The 22,581-nt window shown below is 36.7% G+C and carries 20 protein-coding genes and 1 tRNA gene; 3 read left to right on the forward strand and 18 right to left on the reverse strand.

Features of this window, described 5'->3' with window-relative positions:
* Positions 1-36 precede the first annotated feature (36 nt).
* The 9 genes from HQN86_RS08985 to HQN86_RS09025 form a co-directional block, all read right to left on the reverse strand.
* Entirely contained in the window at positions 37-2,667 is a 2,631-nt protein-coding gene (locus HQN86_RS08985; RefSeq protein ID WP_172660667.1) for a peptidase associated/transthyretin-like domain-containing protein, read from the reverse strand.
* A 5-nt stretch (positions 2,668-2,672) separates the two neighbouring features.
* The gene (locus HQN86_RS08990; RefSeq protein WP_172660668.1) at positions 2,673-3,449 is read right to left on the reverse strand and encodes a GLPGLI family protein; all 777 of its coding nucleotides are present in this window, start codon (positions 3,447-3,449) and stop codon (positions 2,673-2,675) included.
* 149 nt (positions 3,450-3,598) lie between these two features.
* Positions 3,599-3,865, reverse strand: a complete 267-nt coding sequence (locus HQN86_RS08995; RefSeq protein WP_172660669.1) for a hypothetical protein — start codon at positions 3,863-3,865, stop codon at positions 3,599-3,601.
* Positions 3,866-4,364: 499 nt separating this feature from the next.
* Positions 4,365-5,309 (reverse strand): nitrilase family protein, encoded by a 945-nt coding sequence (locus tag HQN86_RS09000; protein ID WP_172660670.1) that lies wholly within the window; start codon positions 5,307-5,309, stop codon positions 4,365-4,367.
* 99 nt (positions 5,310-5,408) lie between these two features.
* Positions 5,409-6,215 (reverse strand): AraC family transcriptional regulator, encoded by an 807-nt coding sequence (locus HQN86_RS09005; RefSeq protein ID WP_172660671.1) that lies wholly within the window; start codon positions 6,213-6,215, stop codon positions 5,409-5,411.
* Positions 6,216-6,703: 488 nt separating this feature from the next.
* Positions 6,704-7,618: a helix-turn-helix domain-containing protein gene (locus HQN86_RS09010; RefSeq protein WP_172660672.1), complete on the reverse strand. Its 915-nt coding sequence runs from the start codon at positions 7,616-7,618 to the stop codon at positions 6,704-6,706.
* Between the two features lie 19 nt (positions 7,619-7,637).
* Positions 7,638-8,375 carry an SDR family oxidoreductase gene (locus tag HQN86_RS09015; RefSeq protein WP_172660673.1) on the reverse strand — a complete coding sequence of 246 codons (738 nt, stop codon included), beginning with the start codon at positions 8,373-8,375 and terminating at the stop codon, positions 7,638-7,640.
* A gap of 12 nt (positions 8,376-8,387) precedes the next feature.
* Positions 8,388-9,365: an aldo/keto reductase gene (locus HQN86_RS09020; protein ID WP_172660674.1), complete on the reverse strand. Its 978-nt coding sequence runs from the start codon at positions 9,363-9,365 to the stop codon at positions 8,388-8,390.
* Between the two features lie 118 nt (positions 9,366-9,483).
* Complete coding sequence (locus HQN86_RS09025; protein WP_172660675.1) at positions 9,484-9,687, reverse strand: aldo/keto reductase; 204 nt, start codon at positions 9,685-9,687, stop codon at positions 9,484-9,486.
* A 138-nt stretch (positions 9,688-9,825) separates the two neighbouring features.
* Between HQN86_RS09025 and HQN86_RS09030 the strand changes: the two genes are divergently transcribed.
* The 3 genes from HQN86_RS09030 (at position 9,826) to HQN86_RS09040 (ending at position 13,667) form a co-directional block, all read left to right on the forward strand.
* Positions 9,826-10,962 carry a hypothetical protein gene (locus HQN86_RS09030; RefSeq protein WP_172660676.1) on the forward strand — a complete coding sequence of 379 codons (1,137 nt, stop codon included), beginning with the start codon at positions 9,826-9,828 and terminating at the stop codon, positions 10,960-10,962.
* Between the two features lie 802 nt (positions 10,963-11,764).
* Positions 11,765-13,111 carry an MORN repeat-containing protein gene (locus HQN86_RS09035; protein WP_172660677.1) on the forward strand — a complete coding sequence of 449 codons (1,347 nt, stop codon included), beginning with the start codon at positions 11,765-11,767 and terminating at the stop codon, positions 13,109-13,111.
* 112 nt (positions 13,112-13,223) lie between these two features.
* Positions 13,224-13,667: a hypothetical protein gene (locus tag HQN86_RS09040; RefSeq protein WP_172660678.1), complete on the forward strand. Its 444-nt coding sequence runs from the start codon at positions 13,224-13,226 to the stop codon at positions 13,665-13,667.
* Between the two features lie 969 nt (positions 13,668-14,636).
* Here HQN86_RS09040 and HQN86_RS09045 read toward each other — a convergent pair.
* The 9 genes from HQN86_RS09045 to HQN86_RS09085 form a co-directional block, all read right to left on the reverse strand.
* A tRNA-Leu gene (locus tag HQN86_RS09045) sits at positions 14,637-14,716 on the reverse strand.
* 45 nt (positions 14,717-14,761) lie between these two features.
* Positions 14,762-15,061 (reverse strand): DUF3817 domain-containing protein, encoded by a 300-nt coding sequence (locus HQN86_RS09050; RefSeq protein WP_048904329.1) that lies wholly within the window; start codon positions 15,059-15,061, stop codon positions 14,762-14,764.
* Between the two features lie 85 nt (positions 15,062-15,146).
* Positions 15,147-15,680: an iron-sulfur cluster co-chaperone HscB C-terminal domain-containing protein gene (locus HQN86_RS09055; protein WP_172660679.1), complete on the reverse strand. Its 534-nt coding sequence runs from the start codon at positions 15,678-15,680 to the stop codon at positions 15,147-15,149.
* A gap of 6 nt (positions 15,681-15,686) precedes the next feature.
* Positions 15,687-17,012 carry an RIP metalloprotease RseP gene (gene rseP, locus HQN86_RS09060; RefSeq protein WP_172660680.1) on the reverse strand — a complete coding sequence of 442 codons (1,326 nt, stop codon included), beginning with the start codon at positions 17,010-17,012 and terminating at the stop codon, positions 15,687-15,689.
* A 39-nt stretch (positions 17,013-17,051) separates the two neighbouring features.
* Positions 17,052-18,203: a 1-deoxy-D-xylulose-5-phosphate reductoisomerase gene (locus tag HQN86_RS09065; protein ID WP_172660681.1), complete on the reverse strand. Its 1,152-nt coding sequence runs from the start codon at positions 18,201-18,203 to the stop codon at positions 17,052-17,054.
* The gene (locus tag HQN86_RS09070; protein WP_172660682.1) at positions 18,200-19,699 is read right to left on the reverse strand and encodes a GH3 auxin-responsive promoter family protein; all 1,500 of its coding nucleotides are present in this window, start codon (positions 19,697-19,699) and stop codon (positions 18,200-18,202) included. The genes HQN86_RS09065 and HQN86_RS09070 overlap by 4 nt, the downstream gene beginning before the upstream one ends.
* Before the next feature lie 9 nt (positions 19,700-19,708).
* Positions 19,709-20,497 (reverse strand): hypothetical protein, encoded by a 789-nt coding sequence (locus HQN86_RS09075; RefSeq protein WP_172660683.1) that lies wholly within the window; start codon positions 20,495-20,497, stop codon positions 19,709-19,711.
* Positions 20,494-21,462, reverse strand: coding sequence for a glycosyltransferase (locus HQN86_RS09080; protein WP_048904323.1), 969 nt, complete (start codon positions 21,460-21,462; stop codon positions 20,494-20,496). The genes HQN86_RS09075 and HQN86_RS09080 overlap by 4 nt, the downstream gene beginning before the upstream one ends.
* A 3-nt stretch (positions 21,463-21,465) precedes the next feature.
* Entirely contained in the window at positions 21,466-22,419 is a 954-nt protein-coding gene (locus HQN86_RS09085; protein WP_172660684.1) for a glycosyltransferase family 2 protein, read from the reverse strand.
* Positions 22,420-22,581: the final 162 nt, after the last annotated feature.

The raw sequence follows: 22,581 nt of genomic DNA on the forward strand, positions 1-22,581 counted from the left end.
TCTGCAATACCGAAATCATAGAACATTACTGCTACACTATTGGCCAATGGCCAATGAAAGATTAAACATTACGTACCTGCCCAACAACGAGGCACTACTAGTAGATTTTACAACATTGCTGACATAATTATTAACTAGTGTTTTTACATCAAAAAGGTTTTTACCTATAATGCTGTATTTTAAGCGTGTGTTTTTAGGCTGATATATGAGCTCCGAATTTAATATATGATAATTCGTTTTGTTAAGCTGATATAGGTCAAAAGAAACCAATTGTGTTAAACCACCGCCAAATTTAATCCTTGAAGCAGCAGAATATTTACGGACAATGTTATTGTTTATCCTATTATCGGCTAAATAAGTGGCATCTTTGATATATTGAAATTGTCCTGAAAAGTTCAATGGAAATTTAAAGCCCGTAGATAGCTTAAAATCAAATGCGTTATTGAAATTAGTATAATTATTTATTTGATTGCTAATTGATGCGTAATAATTGGTTTTGGATCGACCAAAATTTAAGGTGAAATCTGTAGAAATAACCGGGATAAATTTTTGAAAAACAGCATTTCCTCCTAATTTTTTTATCCCCTTATAAAAATCCAGTTGCGTGTAAAACAAGGTATTATCAAAATAATTAGCGGTAAGAAAACCTGATGCGCTATAGCTTGCATTGCCCGATAACTGAAATGAAAAATATTTATCAGAAAAAGATCTGTTGTTATAGTATGCCCGTATGATATGGCTGTTAAAGTAATATATACGATCTAAACCTGTATTGATATTCCTAACATCTGTTACCAAACTGTTTTTGTAATAATCAAAATCATCCGTGGAGGTATTCTGAATTTTGTAATTTAAGGACAGCTGCTGATAATCACTTAATTTAGCAGTGATGTTGAGTTCTGGCTGTAAGTAAAAGTAGGTGCTATCCTGCTCATACACACTAATATGTTTTATGTTTCCCCTTAATAAACCCTGCACTTTGATAATTTTGTTATCGAAAGTATATTTCGCCGCTAGATAAAGTAACCGACTATCCGTAACAACATCATTTTGAAAATCTTCTCCAAGAAGGGTTTGATTAAAATTATCTACCCTATAAAGATTAGTAAAGGTTTGTGTTTGTTTAATGTTACCTCCCCCATTTAAGTAGAAATAGTTGTATCCCGATTTTTTTAGTAGTTGAGCATCAACCGTAACTGTATTTAGCGTATTCGAAGCATTTTGAAGCAGATTTTTGGCACCGTTAAATAAAGGAATTTGACTGTATAGATCAGAAATTGATCCGTAGCTTTGCTCAATTTTCTGGTTAAGGGTAGTCATTGTGGCCACAAATGCAGTAGATGCATTGGCTTTTTGAACATAACTTATTTCTCCCTTAAAGGATTTAACCTTATCCTCCTGACTTTGATTGACCAGATTTTCAGTTTCAGCATTAAAAAAGGAAGTATCCAGAGAGGCGTAAGTTGAGGGTTTAAAAGTATAGGATATGGCAGAGGATAAGCGAGAAGCCCTGCCAATTCTTTGTTGTACACCCAACTCTATTTGATAATTCTTGTCGTTAGAAGACCTTGTTTCCCGGTCTTCGGTAGTTATAGGTTCTGGGCCAAGGAAAATTTGCGTGTTAGATCGTTCATCAGAAAGCTTATTGCGGATTGCATAAGCACCGAATGTAAGTTTAAGGTTTTTATTAGCATGGCTCACAGCAGAAAGACTTCCTGAAAGCGTGTTATTAAGACGAAAGTTATTGTTGTCGAATGGGTTAGTATCTCCTATAGCATGATTAATTAACTTGCCGTTTGAGTTGTTGTATGCTGTTTTACTATTAAGGCTTAACAAATCTTCCTGGTATTTGCCCGTATTGTTATTGCTTATGTAAGAGAAGGCCTTAATTCTTTTGTATAGAGAAACCACATTGGCAGACACATCGTTTCTTTTATTGATGCCAACCGCCAGATCTGCACTCCCTAAAATACTTTTATTGTTTTTTAATTTAAGATTTAAGACAACCTCATCAGAGCTTATTATTCCATTCAATAGGTCATCTTCGATATAATTCTCTATTGCTTGTACCTGTTCTACAAGCTGGGGTTTCAAATTTTGGGTTATGGTTTTATAATTCTCACCCGTCATATCGTCCCCCTCTAATAAAACCTTGGTGATTTTTTGTTGGTTATAAGTGATCGTGCCATCTTTACTTACAGACATGCCTGGCATTTTTCTGATCACACTTTCAATGTTCTTATCCTCCGCGGTTGTTAATTTAGCTACGTTAAAACTGGTCGTATCATTATGAATTGCTACAGTCGGTTTTTCAGCCTTAATGTTTATTTGCTCTAATTGTTTTGGGTCATCAAGTAATTCGAAGTTATGACTAATTACATTGCCGTTAAAGGTACTCGATTCTAATTTTAGTGTATCGGTTTTTAGACCGATGTAACTGGCTATTAAGTATATAAATTTCGCACCGCCTAAATTCGCTTCTAAAACGAAGAGCCCATTGGTATTGCTGTTTGTATAAGAAAGGATAGTACTGTCTGCTGTTTTTAACTGCAAAGTTGCATATGCAAGCGGCTGCCCGCCAGTAGTAACCTTACCATTTAAAGTTAATTTTTGCCCGAAACCGGCAAAAGATATTAAAATAAATAAGAGTGAAAATACAAATTTCAAAACAACTAAAGTTTTTCCATTTTGGGCGGTAAAGTTACTGTGAAAGACGAGCTTCCCCCACTGCTATTCTGCTGCTCACTTGCCCTCGATAGCGCTGCATTTTGGGCAACACGTTTTTTATAAGCTGCAATAAAATAGGCATGGCTTACAGCCTTCTCTTTTGAATAAGAAAAGGGAATACTGATTATTTTGGGGTCGAATACTGCTTTTAGATTAATGCCGGTAAGTTCATAATTATATTTCCCTTCTAAATCTTTTGCAACAATGATTAAACCGGGCAGTCCGCAGAACTTCCATGGTCCATTTGGTACAGAAATGGCGTCGGTAAACCAAACTTCAAATTGACGCCCTCTAAAGTTGGTAGTTGCCCGTGTACAGCTATAGTTTAATATTTTTTTCTTTTCCTTAGTTATTGTCCACTTAAAATTAGCCAGTGTATCCTTAATCAAATAAATATTACGCTCTATAAAGTCTGAAAGTTGAAGTTCATTTTTGCTGAAATCTTTGTAAACAAATATGGGCTTGCTATTTTTCAGAACTTTCGTTTCCACGAAACTATTATCTCCGTCTGCTACTATGGTGTTAGATAAATTTTTAGGTAGGTTTATCTCAATAGACTTGTTTCCGGAAAAATAAACTATACTGTTTATCTCTGTAGCGCTACTGACACCATCGTTTTTTGTTAACTTATAATTTATCGTTCCTTTAACTTGTGCGCTTATATTAAACGTTAAAAAGCACAATATAAAAGCAAAGCTTAGAGTCGATTTGTTTTGATACATAAATTGTAAGGATATGAGAGGTGGGTATAATTTAAAAAAGATGAGTTCTCCTTTTACAAAGCAGCACTCATCTTTTTGTTTTCAAACAGTAGAATAAAGCCTAAATACGTTTTATAATAAGGGTAATTAAACCGTTAAGGTTTCTTGGCTTAATAAACGTGAATAGGGCTTGATGGGTCGTCATTTACCGCTGCCTCTACGGCATTTTGACGTGCTCTTGCAGCATCCATTGCGGCTCCGCAGGTTGCACCACTACCATAGTAAGTATAAGAGCCGTAAACAGAACCATCTGGATACACATAAGTTACCGTAAGTGCTGCGTTACACTGCTTAGCAGCAGCAGTAGAAATTAAAGGAGAAGCGAATGTAGCAATGCCGATTAAGCACAACGCTACGAAAGAAGAGGTTTTTTTCATAGAAATAGATTGAGGATTAATTTTTCGATAATAATTTACACTTATCATGCCAAACGAGCAGCTTTAAAAGATAATGGCATTTTTAACCCTCAAAAAAAGAAATAAAGTTGGCAAGTACTGATTAGATAATACTGATAGCGCTCAGGTATTTGTATGTTAAATTATACATCCCTGTCAAATAAATGTATTAAATTTTTAAGTAAACACGCTTACTCGTATCCTTATTAGAAGCTGATGCAACTACGATGTAGCAATGCAGCTCTTCGCCAATATAGACTCGAAGAATTTAATCCCGGTATCTGGTTAGACACCACATTATGGTTCGGCAGTGCTTGCTTCAGTATCAACTTCGATACTTCTCCGATATATCTTCTTAGCAACTTTGATGCACGTCCGTTCCGAGATGAAGATACACCGAAGTTGCTAAGACGTTGATACGAATTTGATACTGAAACAGTCCAGAAGCAAGTCAGAAGCATCCCAGAAGCAAAGCAAGGATTCACTTCAGCCATGAAACTTTATGCTCACTTTTATGTTTTTTACCTATGATGTCCGCATATAGCGCCGGTCTTCTGGCCATAATATATCTTGAGCCACCCGCATCGGTAAGTTTTTCAGGATCTAATTCCGCCACTGAAATTTCATTATCTAAAGATCTGCATTCCGCTATGATCTCACCAAACGGATCCAAAATCATGGAACAACCATTTTTCAACTGATCGTCGTCCATTCCAATAGGATTTGAAAATACTGCGTAAACAGCATTATCATAGGCTCTTGCAGGCAACCACTTCATCAACCATTTCCTGCCTTTATCACCATCAAATTCTTTCCTCAGTAACTGGGCGTTCGCATTTTTGTCCCTCCACAGGCTAGCGTCAACAAATCCCGCCCCTGGTCTGCTTGATGGTGTACACATCGTTACATGTGGCATAAAAATCACCTGAGCTCCTAAAAGTCTTGTTGCTCTTACATTCTCAATAATGTTATTATCGTAGCAAATTAAAATCCCACATTTCCAGCCTTGCAATTCAAATACAGTATAGGCAGACCCCGGCTTGATATAGGGATTAATGAACGGGTGTAACTTGCGGTGACTAGAGATTAAGCCGTTTCCATCTATACATACATATGCTTTATAGAGTTCATTATTTTCATCTTTCTCAAATAGACCTGCGAGAATAACAATTCCATATTTCTTTGCAAATCCAATGAGAGCAGCTACGCTCGGTCCATTTGGTATGCTTTCACTAAGCACTAACATTTGCTCATAGCTAAGGTTCCTTGCAAACGTATAACCTGTAATCGAACATTCATGAAAACTAATAACATCAGCCCCATCCTTTGCTGCCTGTTCGGAAAGCTGTTCAATCATTTTAAGATTATACTCCTTGTCGCCACTTTTGTTTTCAAATTGCGCAGTAGCTATTTTTATTTTTTTCATGACACAAAATTATCCCTCGGCCTTCAACAATGATTGGAAAATTCCGACAACCATATACATATCACTAAAAACTATATTGATGGAAATGAAGATTCAGCCCTAAAACCGCATAAAATTAATTGCAAGCTTATTGACATTTAACCTGTATTCCATCGGTGTAATACCGGTCATTGTCTTGAAATAATTGTTCAGGTGAGATTGATCATAATAACCAGCTTTATAAACCGCAGTAGTCAGTTTGCTTTCAGCAGAAAGATCTCTGAAGATCTTTAAAAAGTGCTGGAACCGAATTACATTCATGAACTTTTTTGGTGAAACACCAATCTGCCTGCGATAGAGTCTTTCCAGCTGTCGCTCACTCACTTGTAGTTCCTTCAGCAAGTTTTCCATTCTAATAAGCCCCTCATGTTTATTGATAATTTCAAGGCTAAAAAGCAGATCATGATTCAAACCGCTGCTCTTTTGGAAACGCTCAAGGAGAAAGCTTTCTATGGTGTCAATTACCTCATGAAGACTTTTACTTTTCGCCGCCTTTCGTTCAAACGGAATCGCCTCAGCTCCGATAAGATCAGTGGGAAGAAATATCCCATCATTTAGCTCATCAGCAGACATCCCAAATAATAAATTAAGTGCAAATGGGCGTAATACAACAACCAACAAAGCCATTTGACCCTGAATTTTAAGATCTCTATAGGCAGACATTTGGCCATAAATAAACATCGATGGCAATTGATCTCCAAATGGATAATCACTCGTGCTGATCAGCATATTTTTAGTCAGCGGAACGACTATGCCTGGTTGTCCGTCAGAAAACAAACGATATGTCATCTCCTCCAACTCATTGGTATGCAATAATAAATAATGCCTGATAAATGGCACTAGCTTTTTACTCGGTTCAAACTGCATTTTACTTAATCTATAAAAATAAGTTTATTCCATCTCTTTTGTAAAGATAACATGATTGAACCATACTTCACCACCCGAGATCGAACTGTAAAATCTTCTTTTCTGTGCAATGGAGGCACATTACAAAATATAAAACCAAAAACCCCTCTCTAAGTACTTTAGAGAGGGGTTTGTACCGTGGAGTAGGAATACCTTGAACATATGGAACGCTTTTTATCGCTCATTGAGCCAATAATTGATTGATTTAGAAAAAAAGAGATGATTATGATACAGGCTCTTTTCATCAATAACTAGCTTCAACAATTAGACTTATTTATTTGATCCATATGTGAGCCTTTTACTATGAGATTAGTCTACTGCAACCACCACATTTTCATTCGTTTCCACTTTATCATCAACTTCAGTTTATTAGCTGGCAGTTATCGGGCCACCCTCTAAATTAGCAATACTAATGCTCAATTCCCCAAAATCAAATGGTTTTACCGTCTTTAATTAAATGAATGTCTGAACTCCAAAGGCGAAACATTTGTCTTTGTCTTGAAAAGTTTACTAAACGATTGTGAATGTTCAAAGCCCAATTCATAAGCAATTTCCGAAACGGAAAGATTTGTAGTTGATAATTTTTCTTTAGCTTTTTCTATGATTGCGTTCTGAATGTATTGTTGTGTGTTAAGCCCTGTCAATGAACTCAACATGTCACTCAAATAGCGTTGCGATAGCTTTAATTCTGTACTGATGTATTTCACTGATGGCAAGCCATTTTTCAGACTGTTTTCTTCTCCAAAATAGCTGTTTAAAAGTTCGTCCAAAGAAGTTATGATGTCGTGATTGATTGCTTTCCTCGTGATAAATTGCCTGTTGTAAAAACGATTGCTATAATTCAATAACAATTCTATTTGCGACACCAAAACATCCTGGCTGAAACTGTCAATATTGTTGTCTAATTCATTGGCTATTGTAGCAAATAAATTGGCTATAATTTCTTTTTCTTTTGCTGATAGAAATAAGGCTTCTGAAACATCGTAAGAGAAAAAGCCGTATTGATTTATTGTTTTTCCTAATGGATAATTTCGGATAAAGTCCGGATGAAAATACAAAGCGATACCTTCATAGCTTTCTATGTCTTCCGGTGAAAAAACAATTTGTTTTGGTTTCAAAAATGCTAATCCGCCTTCTTCAAAGTCGTAATATCCCTGTCCGTATTTTATGTGTCCTGTAAATGTAGGCTTAAAGGAAATCTTGTAGAAATCAAGACTTACTTTTTGCCCTTTTGGAAACATTTCAATCGAAACATTATTATAGTCAACCAATGCAATCAGCGGGTGCAATGGTGCAGGAAATCCCAATATCCGCACCAATTGCGATATACTTTTAATGTGATTGATATTAGATTGTTGTTGCATTTTTGGTTTACGAATTTAATCAATTTTGTTTTGACGGACGAATAACAATATCGCCAATTTCAACATCGTTAGGTTGGCTTATTGCATAAATTACAGCATTGGCAATAGCTATGGGATCTATGGCAATCTGTTCCATTCCCTTTTGGACAGCTGTTTTCATTTCTTCATTTTTTATGTTGTTTGCAAAATCTGTTTTCACAATTCCGGGCGAAATGCCTGTAATGCGTATGTTTCCATCTGACTCTTGACGAAACGCCTCTGCAATCGTGCGAATGGCATTTTTAGTTCCTGCATAAACGCCCTGCATTGGGACAATCTTTATTCCTGAAGTAGAAATGATATTAACGATATGTCCCGATCGTTGTTGTTTGAAAATAGGAATTGCAGCGGCCATCCCATACAAAACGCCTTTCAGGTTAATGTCGATCATTTCTTCCCAACCGTCAATATCCAATTCGTCAATACGGCTTAATTGACTGACACCTGCATTATTTACAACGGCATCTAATTTTCCATATTGCTCAACTGCCGTATTTACCAACCTAACTAGATCGGCTTTATCCTTTACATCAATTTGAGCAAAGGTGGCTTCACCACCTTTATTTTTAACTTCTTCAACAAGTTGTTGTAATTGTTCTGTTCGTCTTGCACCCAAAACAACCTTGGCACCATTTTTTGCTAATTCTATTGCAATGGCTTTGCCCATTCCGCTGCTTGCACCTGTAATGGCTACAACTTTCCCTTTAATATTTTCCATTGCTGTTCGTTTTTATTTGTCTATTTGTTTTTCTAAAAATTCCGGATAGCGGTCGCCCACAAGTGTAATTCCATTTACTGTTGTGTCAATTTTTGCAAGTTCATCGGTTGTTAATACAATATTTGTACTGCCAATGTTTTCCTCTAAACGATGCAATTTTGTAGTCCCGGGGATTGGTGCTATCCAAGGCTTTTGAGCTAAAAGCCAGGCCAATGCTAATTGTCCGGTCGTAACATTCTTTTGTTTAGCAATCTCAGAGAGTGCGTCCACTAAAGCCAGATTTGCCTTTATATTTTCTTCGCTGAAACGAGGAATAATGTTTCTACGGTCGATATCCTCTAATTTTTTGTTTATTACACCTGTAAGGAAGCCTTTACCCAAAGGACTGAAGGGAACGAAACCAATTCCTAACTCTTCCAAGGTTGGTATGATTTCATTTTCTGGCTCACGCCAAAACAAAGAGTATTCGCTTTGTAATGCTGTTACAGGTAGAATTGAATGTGCTCTTCGAATAGTTGTAACACTTGCTTCCGATAAACCGAAATATTTTACTTTGCCTTCCTGTATCAGGTCTTTCACTGTTCCTGCAACATCTTCTATCGGAACATTAGGGTCAACTCTGTGCTGATACAACAAATCGATGTAATCTGTCTTTAATCTTTTCAGAGATGCTTCGGTTACGGCTCTGATAGTTGCGGGTCTGCTGTCTAAACCTACCGCTGGTCTGGCATCCTTACAACCAAATTTTGTGGCGATTACTACGTCTTTTCTATAAGGCTGTAATGCCTCGCCAACAATTTCTTCATTGGTGTAAGGTCCGTAGGCTTCTGCGGTATCAAAAAATGTAATACCTCTTTCAACTGCGTTGCATAGTAGTGTGATGGCATCTTTTTTATCAAGACCCTTGCCATCCAAGAAGTTTAAACCCATACAGCCAAAGCCTAATGTGGAAACTTCTAATCCACTATTTCCTAATTTTCTCTTTTGCATAATCCTTTATTTAATTATTTCTAAAACTGACTTAAATTTCAAGTACAAAATTCTTGATTGTCGCGCTGTAAAAAGTAGTTGGATTGGTAATTGTTGTAGTCAGATTTTCAAACGTTTTTTAAACACTATAAATTAATCCGATGCCTTTATCTAACGATTTGATGGCTGTCAGATCATCGGCAGACAACTCTAAGTCAAGTACATTGAAATTTTCATTAATCCTTTTCATATTTGCTGATTTCGGAATAACAACGACTTCTTTTTGGATTAAACATCTCAGAACCACTTGGGCGATATTCGTGTTATATTTGCTTGAGAGCATAACAACAAGTTAATGGAAATCTGCCAGCACATGCAGTTTACTCCTTAGGTTTTCGTCGCGGAAAGGAATATCTGGAGGTATATTATTGAATCATCAGGGTGATAAATTCAATTTATTGTATCTTCCTAAAAAAAACAAATGAAGAAAACCAAACTACTAATTCTAACTCTGTTTATTGCCAATTTCAGTTACGCACAAACCGCTCTAATGGATAGTTTAATTCAAAAAAACTACTCCACCTTTAAAAAAAACAATAACAACACTTTCGAAGGAAAAGGATGGATTACCCTACAGGATGAAATCAGCAAAAACAATTCTGTGTTATTGGGCGAGCTGCATTTCACCGATGAAGTCCCTTACTTCACAAATGCGATTATTAATAATATTAAGTTCGACAACTATATTCTAGAAATTGATCCATATACAATCAACACAATATCAACAAAAATTAAATCCTTATCCTCAGCTGAACTGGACAAATTCCGTAATGAATCAGGTTCAGCTTTATCTTTTTTACAAGGTGAAGCTGAGTTTGATTTATTCAAAAACATACTTCAGCAGAATATCAAACTATATGGAGCTGATCAAATTAGTTTATTTTCAGACCGATTACTGCTTTCGGAATTGAGGAAACAAACCAAAAATGCTAAAGCAAAAGAAATTTATAAGCAGATGATCGCTAATTCCGCTGCTTATGACACAAAAAATAACACCACATTCTATTTGTTCTCTGACGATTGTTTGGCAAAAATGAATGCATTGAGTACCCTGAATTTATCAGCCAACGAGAAAGAGCAGCTTGAAGCACTAAAATTAAGCAGGGAACTATATTTAAGTCGAATTCACCCTTTAAGAGTTCAATACATGAAGCACCTGATTCTTGAAAAACTACCTGAATGGAAAGACAAGAAGAATCTTTTCAAATTTGGTGCTAATCACCTGCCTAAAGGAGAGAGTTTAATGGAAGTATTCGATATTGGAAACCTGGTTTCCAATATCGAAGAGGCAAATTACCGGAAGTCATTACACATTATGCTCATCGGAAAAGAAGAAGGTGAAACATTGGCTGATTTAGATCAATATAAATCTTTCTTAACCGTCGTAAAAGATGACAATTGGTATACCTATGATTTAAGCCCCTTGAAACAAGCAATCTCTAAAAAGAAGCTTAAAGTAGAGAATTTGGAGCTGGAAAGAATTATAAAAGGTTACGACTATTTGGTTTTCATTCCAAACATAACTAAAACCCCAAAAAGAGGCAGGAAAGACTATTAAATCTGATCAAGAGCCGGCTGTTTTATAGCGCAGACGGCTTACTTGGGTGAAGCCCGCTCATAACACCCAAAGAAAATGAGGTTCAGCAGAAATACTTTGAACACAGTTTGAAGAATATTTAGGCGTTAGAAAGATATAAAAAACCGGAATCGAAGTGTTCGATCCCGGTATGTACCGATCAGCGGGACTACTTTGAATATTTAAAAGCCTTTTTATTACTTATTGAGCCTATAGTGGAAGATTTGAAAGTTAAAGGTTTTATAAAATAGCTGCTCTGGATTCTTAGTTTTTTTTCTAGACATAATCTTGCTTTTATTTTGTCTTCAGCATTTTCGAGTTCCGAGAAAAATGCCCGACCTCAAGGGCGCAAGATTCTTTTGTGTATACAAAAGTACATCTTGCAAAACACCCGCGTGGTTAAAGTATTCCTGTAGGTCGCTCGAATTTGTGGATATTTACTTTTGTTGGTTCTCTGGAAAACCAGGATTTTTAATTGCACTTTTGGTATAGGAATAGAGGCAATTATCTACCGCGAGTTCATCCTTAATTCCCGGTAATAAACTGAGGAGCCAGGCTTGATTCTTGTTCTTGAGGCAAATGCTTTCTTCGGTCTGATCATAATCAAAGTTTTGATAAGCAAAAGTGATGGGTTAAGAAACAGGAAGATGGTACTCCCGAAGTTAAGAACCTTTAAAGTATCAAATAAAACTTATGAAAATTTATAACTGCTGCCAGCAGTATGTTTAAAATGGGAAATTCAATTTATGCAAAGGCCTAACACAAACAAAAATAACAGAAAAAAATGAGATTACTATTTTTTGGACTTTTAACATTACTTACCACAAATTCCTTTGCCCAAGGCAATGGACAGTTTGTAAAAGAACATCAATCAAATTGCAAAATATGGTTAGATGAACCGACAACCGCAGACAGCCTAATTTGGGATGGCAATTGCAAAAACAATTTTGCATCCGGAGCTGGCTTTTTGCAATGGTTTCAAAATAATAAATTGGCAGCTACCTACAAAGGTGAAATGAAGCAAGGAAAATTTGACGGGAAAGGAAAATTTGAAATTATTGGATATGCCAGTTTTGAAGGAACTTTTATCAACGGTTTCTTAAACGGAAAAGGTGCAGCCTATTTCAACAACGGCGGTAAAACCATTGGCAATTTTGTAAATGGTGATTTTTTAAACCTAGATGATCAATATCTACCTCTCCTTAAAAAACAAACTTTAGCCCTTAAAAACACGGCTGAGACTTATGGCAACATCAGCAAAGATGATAACCTTTTCTATTACGTACTCGCTCCTAAAAACCCAATACGGGCGGTTTTAGTTCTATTTCCATCAACAGGCGAAACGGCAGAAAATGTAATCAGCTGCAATAAATTTTTGATGCAACAAGCATACGATAAAAATATTCTGTCGGTAGTAGTGAGTGCAAACTACAACAACACATTAGATACGGATACAACATCAAAACGTTTTTTTGATACCGCTTTTGAAGATATTGTAACAAAGTATAAAGCTCCAAAAAATAAATTTATTTTAAGTGGACTTTCGTTAGGCGGGATGAACGCACTGCAATACACCGAAATGTCTCACAATGCAAAATACATCACTTACTTAACACCATTGGCAGTAATTGGTGTAGATCCACCAGTAGATCTAATAGATTTATACAACGGCGCAAAAAATGCAATTGTTAAGTACGAAAAAGAAGGGGATAAATTATCTCAAAGTAAAAAAATAGCATTGCAGGAAGACCATTTTCTGGTAAATGAATTTAAAAAACAGTATGGCGGGTCGCCAGACGAGTTTCCTGAAAAATATGTGGAAGGTTCGATGTTTACAAGAAGCAGAGACGATGGCGGCAATGCAAAATATTTGATCACTGTTCCTGTTAGATTATACTGTGACCCAGATATAGTTTGGCAACTTAAAAACAAAGGCAGGACCTATTATGATTTGAATGCTGCCAATCTTTCGGCAATGACAAATTTTTTAATGCAAAGCGGAAATAAAAAAGCAGAATTTATTCCCGCCATTGGGAAAGGTTTTAGGGTCGACGGAACAAGACATCCACATTCTTGGTCAATTGTAGAACCTACGGATTGTATCAAATGGATCTTGGATTTGGCTAAGTAAAAGTATACAATGTCGGTTTTATACAAGCTAGAAGCTGGTTTTAAATATATTTTCGAATGAATTTAAAGGTATAACCACGCTCATCAAATATTTTGCATTCGCCATACTCCTATTGGTTGTAGTCGGTATTTCAATAAAAAGAACCATCAATCAATCAACAGCACTACCAGAACGAGGTTGTTTTGTAAATTACATTCCAATTGATACTGCTCAAAAAGAGATTATTTTTCCACGATTAGCTGGCCATCTATTAAGTTATACAGGAGACGGTAAAGCATTGTTTACAACTATAACGAATAACTTTTCAAGGCCCATTTCAATGAAAGAGTGGCTGGCTTTGAAACAAAAGCCAAACAAACAAATCGCTGTTAAATCGACCTTAATAGAAGCTAGAGGAACGGTTAAAGCAAATGGTAATAAGTTGGTTTTTGAAAGTGATAAACCAGGCTTTCATAAAGTATTTTTGATAGACCTTTTTAAGGGAAATATCACTAAACTTAATGATGTAAAGACACACGATAAGTATGCTATTAGCACCTGTGATCCGAATCTGTAAACATATTAATTATGGTTTATAATTTACAAGCTTTTATTTGCCGACAAAGTGATGCCATACCACTTACAACGCATCATAAAAAAGCCATTTAAGTTAATCTCGAACAAGGATTATGTTTAATACCTATGACCGTTGACTTATCTGACCAAATCAATAAGGATCTGCAATTGGCAAACCTAGCTGTGTTCTCTTACCTCACTGAAAATCGAAAATAAGCCTTTATTCGACGATTTGAAAATCGCCTAAAAACAAAAAAGCCCTTTAAGATATCTTAAAGGGCTCACAGGTCCCGTGAGCGCACTGATTTCGAACTACATTTTAATGGATTGACCGAATTTAAGAGTTTGATTTTCGAAAGAAGAGCAATTGGAATCCACAATTAAGATTTAGCCGGAAGAAATCAAAAATTGACAAATATCGGGTAATTGGATTTTAAAGGGGTAAGATGTTGATTAGAAATAATGAAAGTTTGTTGATAAATAACAACTCGATGAGTGATGTGAAATCTCACGTTATTACGTTAAGGAGTTACATTATTTAACCCGTATATGTAATAACATTGTTAATGGAATTTCAAAAAAATGAAGCTAAAAAAATGCCACTTCGCAAGAGGCCTATCTTGATAGTGGATAATTTAAATAGAAGTTTCGGTACAGGACCGTATATAAAGGCAATGCTAGAATATTCTTTAAGTGGAAATCAACCGTCAAAATTCCGAAACGAGGATGAGCTTATTGACCGGACTTTACCGAATTTAACTAACCTCTATGAGATTTATCAAAAAGGCAACATTACACAGAAGCATACCCTGATGAGGGGGGTGTTCAAAGATAATCTGGTATGGGGTGATGGTATGTTTAGAACCGCTTTTATTGACCCAACGTTTAATGATAACATACTGAAAGTCAAGCAAAAAGGGTTGCTTTTTAATGAGCAACCCTTTAAGGTTTTGGGCTTGAGCCCGGTTAGTACCCAGCGCCGGAGTCGAACCGGCACGGTTTCCCACAGGTGTTTGAGACCAGCGCGTCTACCAATTCCGCCAGCTGGGCATTTGCTTATTCAGCGGGATGCAAATGTATCAATTGAATAACTAATTACCAAGACTTATTTAAATTATCTTCTTTAAGTTTTTTATCTACCCAAAAAGGGGCAAATGGCACTAATGATGCAAACCCTATGAGTACCACCTTTTTAAAGCTCCATTTATACTCTTGCCATGCCATAATTAAAAAAACAATGTACAGCACAAATAAAAGGCCATGAGCCCAACCTGTGTATTTCACAGCCAAAGGCATATCAGCCCAGTACTTTAGGGGCATAGCAATAAATACCAGCAAGATGTAAGAAATTCCCTCAGCAACGGCAACTTTTCTAAAAATGGATAATGTGTTCATATATATGGATTTGCGGCAAAGGTATCCAAACAATCATTGTAAAAAAGTAGCATTTTACTTTTTTACAATGATTTAACAGCCAGCCTTATATATTGGCAGCTTTAGCAATACTTTCTCTAAGTCTTAACAAATACTTAGTACGATAATACAAGTCCTTTATTGCAATAAGTGTTTTATCCTGCTCCGCTGAAGTCTGACCTTCAAAAGAAGTTGTAAGTGATAAAATTTCATCCGACAACCCCTTCTCTACTCCATTAACATCTTCCTTTAGACTTGCCAGCTTCACAGGGTCGGGATCAAATTGCAAATCCATTAATGCCTCATTAATATCCATCATCTCCATTAAAAAACTTTGGGGCAGAACATAGTTCTCACCTTCCTTTAATAAGCCTTTCAATTCCAGAACATAATGTAATCGCTTCTGCGGATCACTTAGAACCTGATATGCTTTATTATTTACCGTACTCAATTCCAATACCTCAGCCTGTTTCTCATCGCTTTCATTAATATAAAAATCAGGATGATACTTCTTACTAAACTCATAAAACTTTTGCTTTACGAGGGCCACATCAGGATTAAAGCTTAATGGTAAGCCATAAAATGCAAAATAGTCTGTCATAAGGGCTTAATGCATTACAGCCTTAAATATGTCGTTGCCGAGCACAAAAACCATCAACGATAACAGCAGGACAAAACCAACTATCTGGGCACGCTCCATAAACTTATCGCCAAGAGGCTTTCCTTTGATCATCTCTACAATCAGGAATACAACATGTCCCCCATCCAAAGCAGGTATTGGTAACAGGTTCATAAATGCCAAAGCAATAGAAATAAAGCCTGTAGAAGCCCAAAATCTCATCCAGATCCACTCTCCGCCATAAACTTTACGCGCGATTTCTACAGGGCCCGAAAATGCTTTGTTTGCCTGGATTTTACCTGTAACTACTTTCCAGATTCCTTTAGCATTATCACTAAAAGTTTTCCATGCCTGATTTGCTCCTATTGGAAGAGCAGCAAACAGACTATAATTAATTGTTTGTTGTTTTATCTCATCTATGTTAAATCCGATACCAATAGTTCCGGCACTGTCCACAGGAATAGTATAAGTTAACTTTTCAGTACCACGATTAATTATAAAAGACACTGGTTTTTTCTTGTGCTTCTGAAGCTCATCTCTAACATCTGCATTAAATCGAACAGGTGTATTATTTACAGCAACAATTCTATCACCTTTTTTTAATCCTGCTTTGAGTGCGTTGCCAAACACGCTATCTACTGTAGAAGTTAACAAGGGTGCCCTGCTAATAAACGCTTCAATTCCTAAATCAGAAACCTTATTTAAGATATTCTCAGGCACTTTGATATCCAGGGTTCTGTCTCCACGGATAACCGTTAAATTTGTGTTTCCGAGCAAAACCTTTGAACTGATCAATTCATCAAAGCGAATCACCTTGTTTCCATTAACAGCAATTACCTTATCTCCCTTTTGAAGCCCGATTTCTTTACCGATACTTCCGGGATTAATACCATTCTGTGCAGAACTGTTAGGAATAAATGTTTCGCCGTATTTAAATGTAAGCATCCAGAAAATCAGGATACCAACAACTATGTTGACAATAACACCGCCAAGCATCACTATTAAACGTTGCCAGGCTGGTTTAGACCTAAATTCCCAAGGCTGCGCCGGCTGATTCATTTGTTCGGTATCCATAGATTCATCTATCATACCTGCTATTTTAACATAGCCGCCTAATGGTAACCAACCGATGCCGTACTCACAATCCCCTTTCTTAAAACTAAACAACTTAACACCCCAGGCATCAAAAAACAGGTAAAACTTCTCTACCTTAATTCCAAAAGCCCGTGCCGCAAGAAAATGTCCTAATTCGTGTAAAATAACTAATATCGATAATCCCAGAAGTAACTGGGCCGCCATAATCAATCCGCTCATATATGATTTTAAATGTTTCTAAATTTGACTGTAAAAAACTTATTTTGTTACCAGCTCGCCCGCAAATATACGTGTATGCTGGTCGGTTTCTAAATAATTATTAAGAGTTGGTGTCGCTATAAAGCTGATATCAGACATACATTGTTCTATTATATCGCTCATTTCCAGGAAACCAATCTGATTTTGTAAAAAGGCATTTACTACCACTTCATTGGCAGCATTGATGATGCAAGGCATATTTCCTGCTCTGCGTAAAGCCTCAAATGCGAGGTCAAGATTTCTAAAAGTACCTCTGTCAGCCTTTGAGAACGTCAGCTCCGGATAATCCATAAAGTTGAAACGTTTAAAATTGCTGCTTATTCTTCCTGGATATGCAAAAGCATAATGAATTGGCAATTTCATATCAGGAAGACCCATCTGAGCCTTCATAGAGCCGTCATTAAACTGCACCAGCGAATGTACGATAGATTGAGGATGTACAATCACATCAATCTGATCTACATTCAAATCAAACAGCCATCTCGCTTCAATAACTTCTAGGCCTTTATTCATTAAAGATGCCGAATCAATGGTGATCTTAGCACCCATTACCCAGTTGGGGTGTTTAAGCGCCTCGGCTTTGGTAACATTAGCTAAAAAAGCACGTTCCTTCCCTCTAAATGGCCCACCCGATGCAGTTAAATAGATTTTTTCAATTGTATCAACTGCCTCACCTACCAGGCACTGGAAAATTGCAGAATGCTCAGAATCTACGGGTATAATTTTTACCCCATGTTGCTTTGCTAAACTAGTTATCAAATCACCGGCAACTACCAGCGTTTCTTTATTAGCCAGGCCAATATCTTTTTTAGCTTCAATAGCAGCAATAGTTGGTTTTAAACCAACAGAACCTACTATTGCAGTAAGTACTAAATCTGTCTCTGCTAAACTAGCTGCTTCACACAACGCTGCTTCACCTGCTAAAACCTTGATACCTGTAGCTGATAAAGCTGCTTTTACGGATTTATATTGACGCTCGTCGCCAATAACAACCATTAAAGGTTTAAACTTTAATGCCTGGGCAATCAATAGATCAGCGTTTGATTGTGCTGTAAGCGCTGTAACCTTATACAACTCCGGATTTGCCTCAATAACTTCTAAGGCCTGTGTTCCTATTGAACCGGTTGCGCCTAAAATGGATATGTTTTTCAATTTATAAAACTACTTAAATTATCAGCAATCTTTCTGTCGTTCGATAATCTTGGAACCTTATTCTGTCCGCCAAGCTTACCCTGGCTACGCATAAAGTTCACAAAGGCATCTTTCTGTAAAGAACGAATGATCAGTGGTTGCAGTATTTTCCCCTCAATGAGGTCAAAATAGTAAATATTCTTCTTTTGTAGTGCTTCATCTACTTTTTTACTGAAAGCCTCAAGATTCTTAGGAGGATTAAAAAACTCCACAAACCACTCGTGGTAAGGCAATTCGCCGTGTTTCGTTTCCACCTGAGGAGCTACAGTAAATTCTGTGATACCCACACCTTCCAGGTTAGCTACGGTAAGTAAAGCATGTTCTACCTCTTCGCCAATTACATGTTCTCCAAAAGCTGAAATAAAATGCTTAATACGTCCTGTCACCAATATTTTATACGGGTTTTTAGATACAAACTTAATTGTATCTCCGATGCTATAACCCCATAACCCGGCATTTGTATTGAGTATCAAAGCATAATTCTTTTCCAGCTCCACATCTTCCAGACTAACTCTCAAAGGGTTATCATTATAATACTCGTCTGCAGGAATAAATTCATAAAATATACCTGCATTTGCCAGCAGTAACAGACTTTTATCCTGCTGACTATCCTGATAAGCAATAAATCCTTCGGAGGCAGGATAAGTTTCAATTGTATCGATTTTCTTGCCTATGCTTTCCTCAATTTTAGCCCTATAAGGTTCGTAATTAACCCCGCCGTATACAAACAGGCTAAAGTTTTTAAAAATATCTTTAATCTTTTTGCCTCCGGATTTCTGTGCAAGCCTGTCAAAATACATTTGTACCCATGGCGGTATGCCCGAAATCAGGGTCATATCTTCATTAATGGTTTCTTCTACTATTGCATCAACCTTTTGCTCCCAATCTTCAATACAATTTGTGGCATAAGAAGGCAGACGATTTCTCTGTAAATAACCTGGAACAAGATGGGCTACTATACCTGATAACCTACCTACGTTAATTCCATTTTTTTTACTCAGCACAGGGCTTCCCTGCAAAAAGATCATCTTACCATTAACAAAAGCGGTGTTACCGGTTTCGTGAATGTAGGTAAGCAAGGCATTCCGGGCAGCTTTAACATGCTCGGGCACCGATTCTTTAGAAAGTGGAATGTATTTAACGCCCGATGTGGTACCAGAGGTTTTTGCAAAATAAAGGGGTTTTCCTTTCCACATTACATCAGGTTCACCTGCCACTACCCTTTCAATATAAGGTCGTAACTCTTCGTAATCCCTAACAGGAACCGCCTTTTTAAAATCCTCATATGTTTTTACAGAGGCAAAACCATGATCCTTACCAAAAGCCGTACTTTTTGCAGAATCAATGAGTTGGCTTAAAGTTCCCTTCTGTGCTCCCACTGCATTTTTTTTCCATTTATTGATGCCTTTTACAATAAAGGCCGCAAACGGTTTGCTTAATGCCGCTTTTAATCCCATAAGTTCTGTTTAAACTATGTTATGTATAATATCAGGCTCAGCATCTCCCTTGTATTCACTCATCATTTTACGATAAGCAATAGTTAAAGCTACACTTGATAGCGGAACAATAATAAAGGAGCTCAAAATATTTATAAAGAATGAGAACACCGGCCAGTGTATGTAACTAAAAAACAAATAAAGCAGGTGAAAACTTAATAGCACTAACAAAAGCAGAAAAATCTTTGTAAAGTTGCCTTTTGTAGTGGCTAAGCTAAGCTTTATAGATAGAAATGGAGGTAAATCTTTATCGATTATAAAAAACGGGAAGAAAGAAATACGGATCCATGTAATGAATATTGCAATTACCCCAACAGAAATAGCCACATTGGTTATAACTTCCATTTTTATCCCTGTGTATATAAAAGGGAAAGCGATTAACACTACTATCGAATACACACCTACAATACAAAGCATAAAGTAAAGCGTTGCCACCAGGAATCTGATAATCTGTTTTCTGGTAGGAATTGTACTTACAATGCTTACATCATGGTCTTCATCATCTAGTAAATGAAAAATATACTTAAACAGCGATAGATTGATGGTAAAGTAGAACATCACAAAGATGAAAGCCATCAATATACTCAATCCCTTACTTACATCCTTTAAAAAGAATGCCATTAAGCCCGAAGCATTAGAAGTAATAAACATCAAAAAGCACAGTGTGGCAATAGAAAAGTAATTCCTTTTGGTCACTGTCCAGGCCTTGCTAATCACCTCATTTACAGCAAATGTACTCTCCTTTAAAAATTCTATCATTGTTGTTTAAATACTACTCTTTTAATAAAATCCTGCATAAAACCTAAACCGTAGGCTGTTAGCTGAATGAACGCTGCAATAATGCTCAAAAATGCAACTTTTAATGACTTATTAACCTGCCATGAGTGAAAAAATATCAACATAAAGTATATCAGCATTACAAAGTTACAAATGAATGCTAAAGGCCAATAAAATATATTAATAAGCACAGTAAATATTACGGCACATGTAAATGCTGCCGGAAAGAAATGCACCAATTTTAATTCGGAAGGGAAATGTTTATAAATATTTATCCTGGCCCTGCCAAAAAAGTGCAGCTGCTTATAGAACTGGCTAAAACTTGTGCGTCTTTTATGAAAAACTCTGGCTGCCGGGATTAAACCGATCTTAAAACCGTGCTCGTGAATACGAATACTATATTCAATATCCTCTCCTAATCTTGTTAATATAAAGCCGCCAACTTTTTCCCATACTTCTCTGGATACCCCCATGTTAAAACTACGGGGATGGAATTGTCCGATATGCTTTTTATTGCCTCTTATCCCTCCGGTTGTAAATGGGGAAGTCATGGCATAACTGATGGCCTTTTGTACCGGCGTAAAACTTTGGTGTGCAGCATCGGGCCCACCATAAGCATCCAGTTTATGTTCAAAAAGATAATCCTTTACTATTTCAAGGTAATCCTCAGGGATGAGGCAATCGGAATCAAAAATCACAAAGAAATCGCCTTTGGCCCTTTCAAACCCATAATTACGCGAAAACCCTTGTCCCTCGTTAGGTTTAAAGAAATATTTTACATCAAGTGAATTGGCATATTTATCAACAATAGCCTTAGCATCATTTACAGAACCATCCTCAATTACCAATACTTCGAATTGGGTATAGGTTTGCCTGGTAAGCGTAGTGAGCAATTCATCAATCTCCTGAGGGCGATTGTAAAGGGGAATTATAATCGAAAAAAACATTTGTTATAAAATCTCCTTTTCTATTAAATATTGGTTACGCTCTGGTGCATTTCTGGTAACCAGTTCTGCAACAAAACCAGTTAAAAACAACTGAGAACCAAGTATTATGGCTACCAAAGCAATATAGAACAATGGTTGATCCGTTACATCCCTTTTATACGGAATGGCCATAGATATATGATATAGCTTAACGCCAATAAGCCATAAGGCCATAAATGTTCCTATCACAAAACTCAGCACTCCTAACGAACCAAAAAAGTGCATTGGACGTTTGCCAAATTTACCTACAAAAAAGATGGACAAGAGGTCTAGAAATCCATTAACAAAACGGCTCATTCCAAACTTGGTAACTCCATATTTACGCGCCCTATGCTCTACTACCTGTTCTCCGATATTCTTAAATCCTGCCCATTTTGCGATTACAGGAATATAACGGTGCATCTCGCCGTAAACTTCAATTGTTTTAACCACATCACTACGGTAAGCTTTTAAACCGCAATTAAAATCATTTAATTGAATGCCCGACATTTTTCGGGTGGCAGCGTTAAAAAGCTTGGTGGGTATGGTTTTGGTAATCGGATCGTAACGTTTCTTTTTCCAGCCGGATATAATATCAAACTTTTCCTCTTTTATCCGACGGAAAAGTTCAGGTATCTCATCCGGACTATCCTGTAGATCAGCATCCATAGTAATTATTACATCACCTTGTGCAGCCTCAAAAGCAACATTTAATGCGGCAGATTTACCATAGTTTCTTCTGAATTTAATTCCTTTTACTGAACTATATTGTTGCTTTAAATCTTCAATAATGCTCCAGGAGCTATCAGTACTTCCATCGTCAACAAAAAGAACCTCATAACTAAAGTTATGCTCCTGCATTACCTTAGCAATCCATGAAGTTAATTCAGGTAACGATTCTTCTTCATTATATAGGGGGATTACAACAGAAATATCCATGTGTGATTACAACGCTTAAAACTGTGCAAACTTACTTAAAACTTAACAAATATGCATATTCACAAAATTGTTAGGTTTTGCCACCACCTGAGCCCCATTATATGCATCATATTATTAACGACCTGTTAGAATGAAACTGTAACAATATTAGCCGTTCCCAAT

It is taken from the genome of Pedobacter panaciterrae, from assembly GCF_013204795.1.
Taxonomy (GTDB): Bacteria; Bacteroidota; Bacteroidia; order Sphingobacteriales; family Sphingobacteriaceae; genus Pedobacter; species Pedobacter panaciterrae.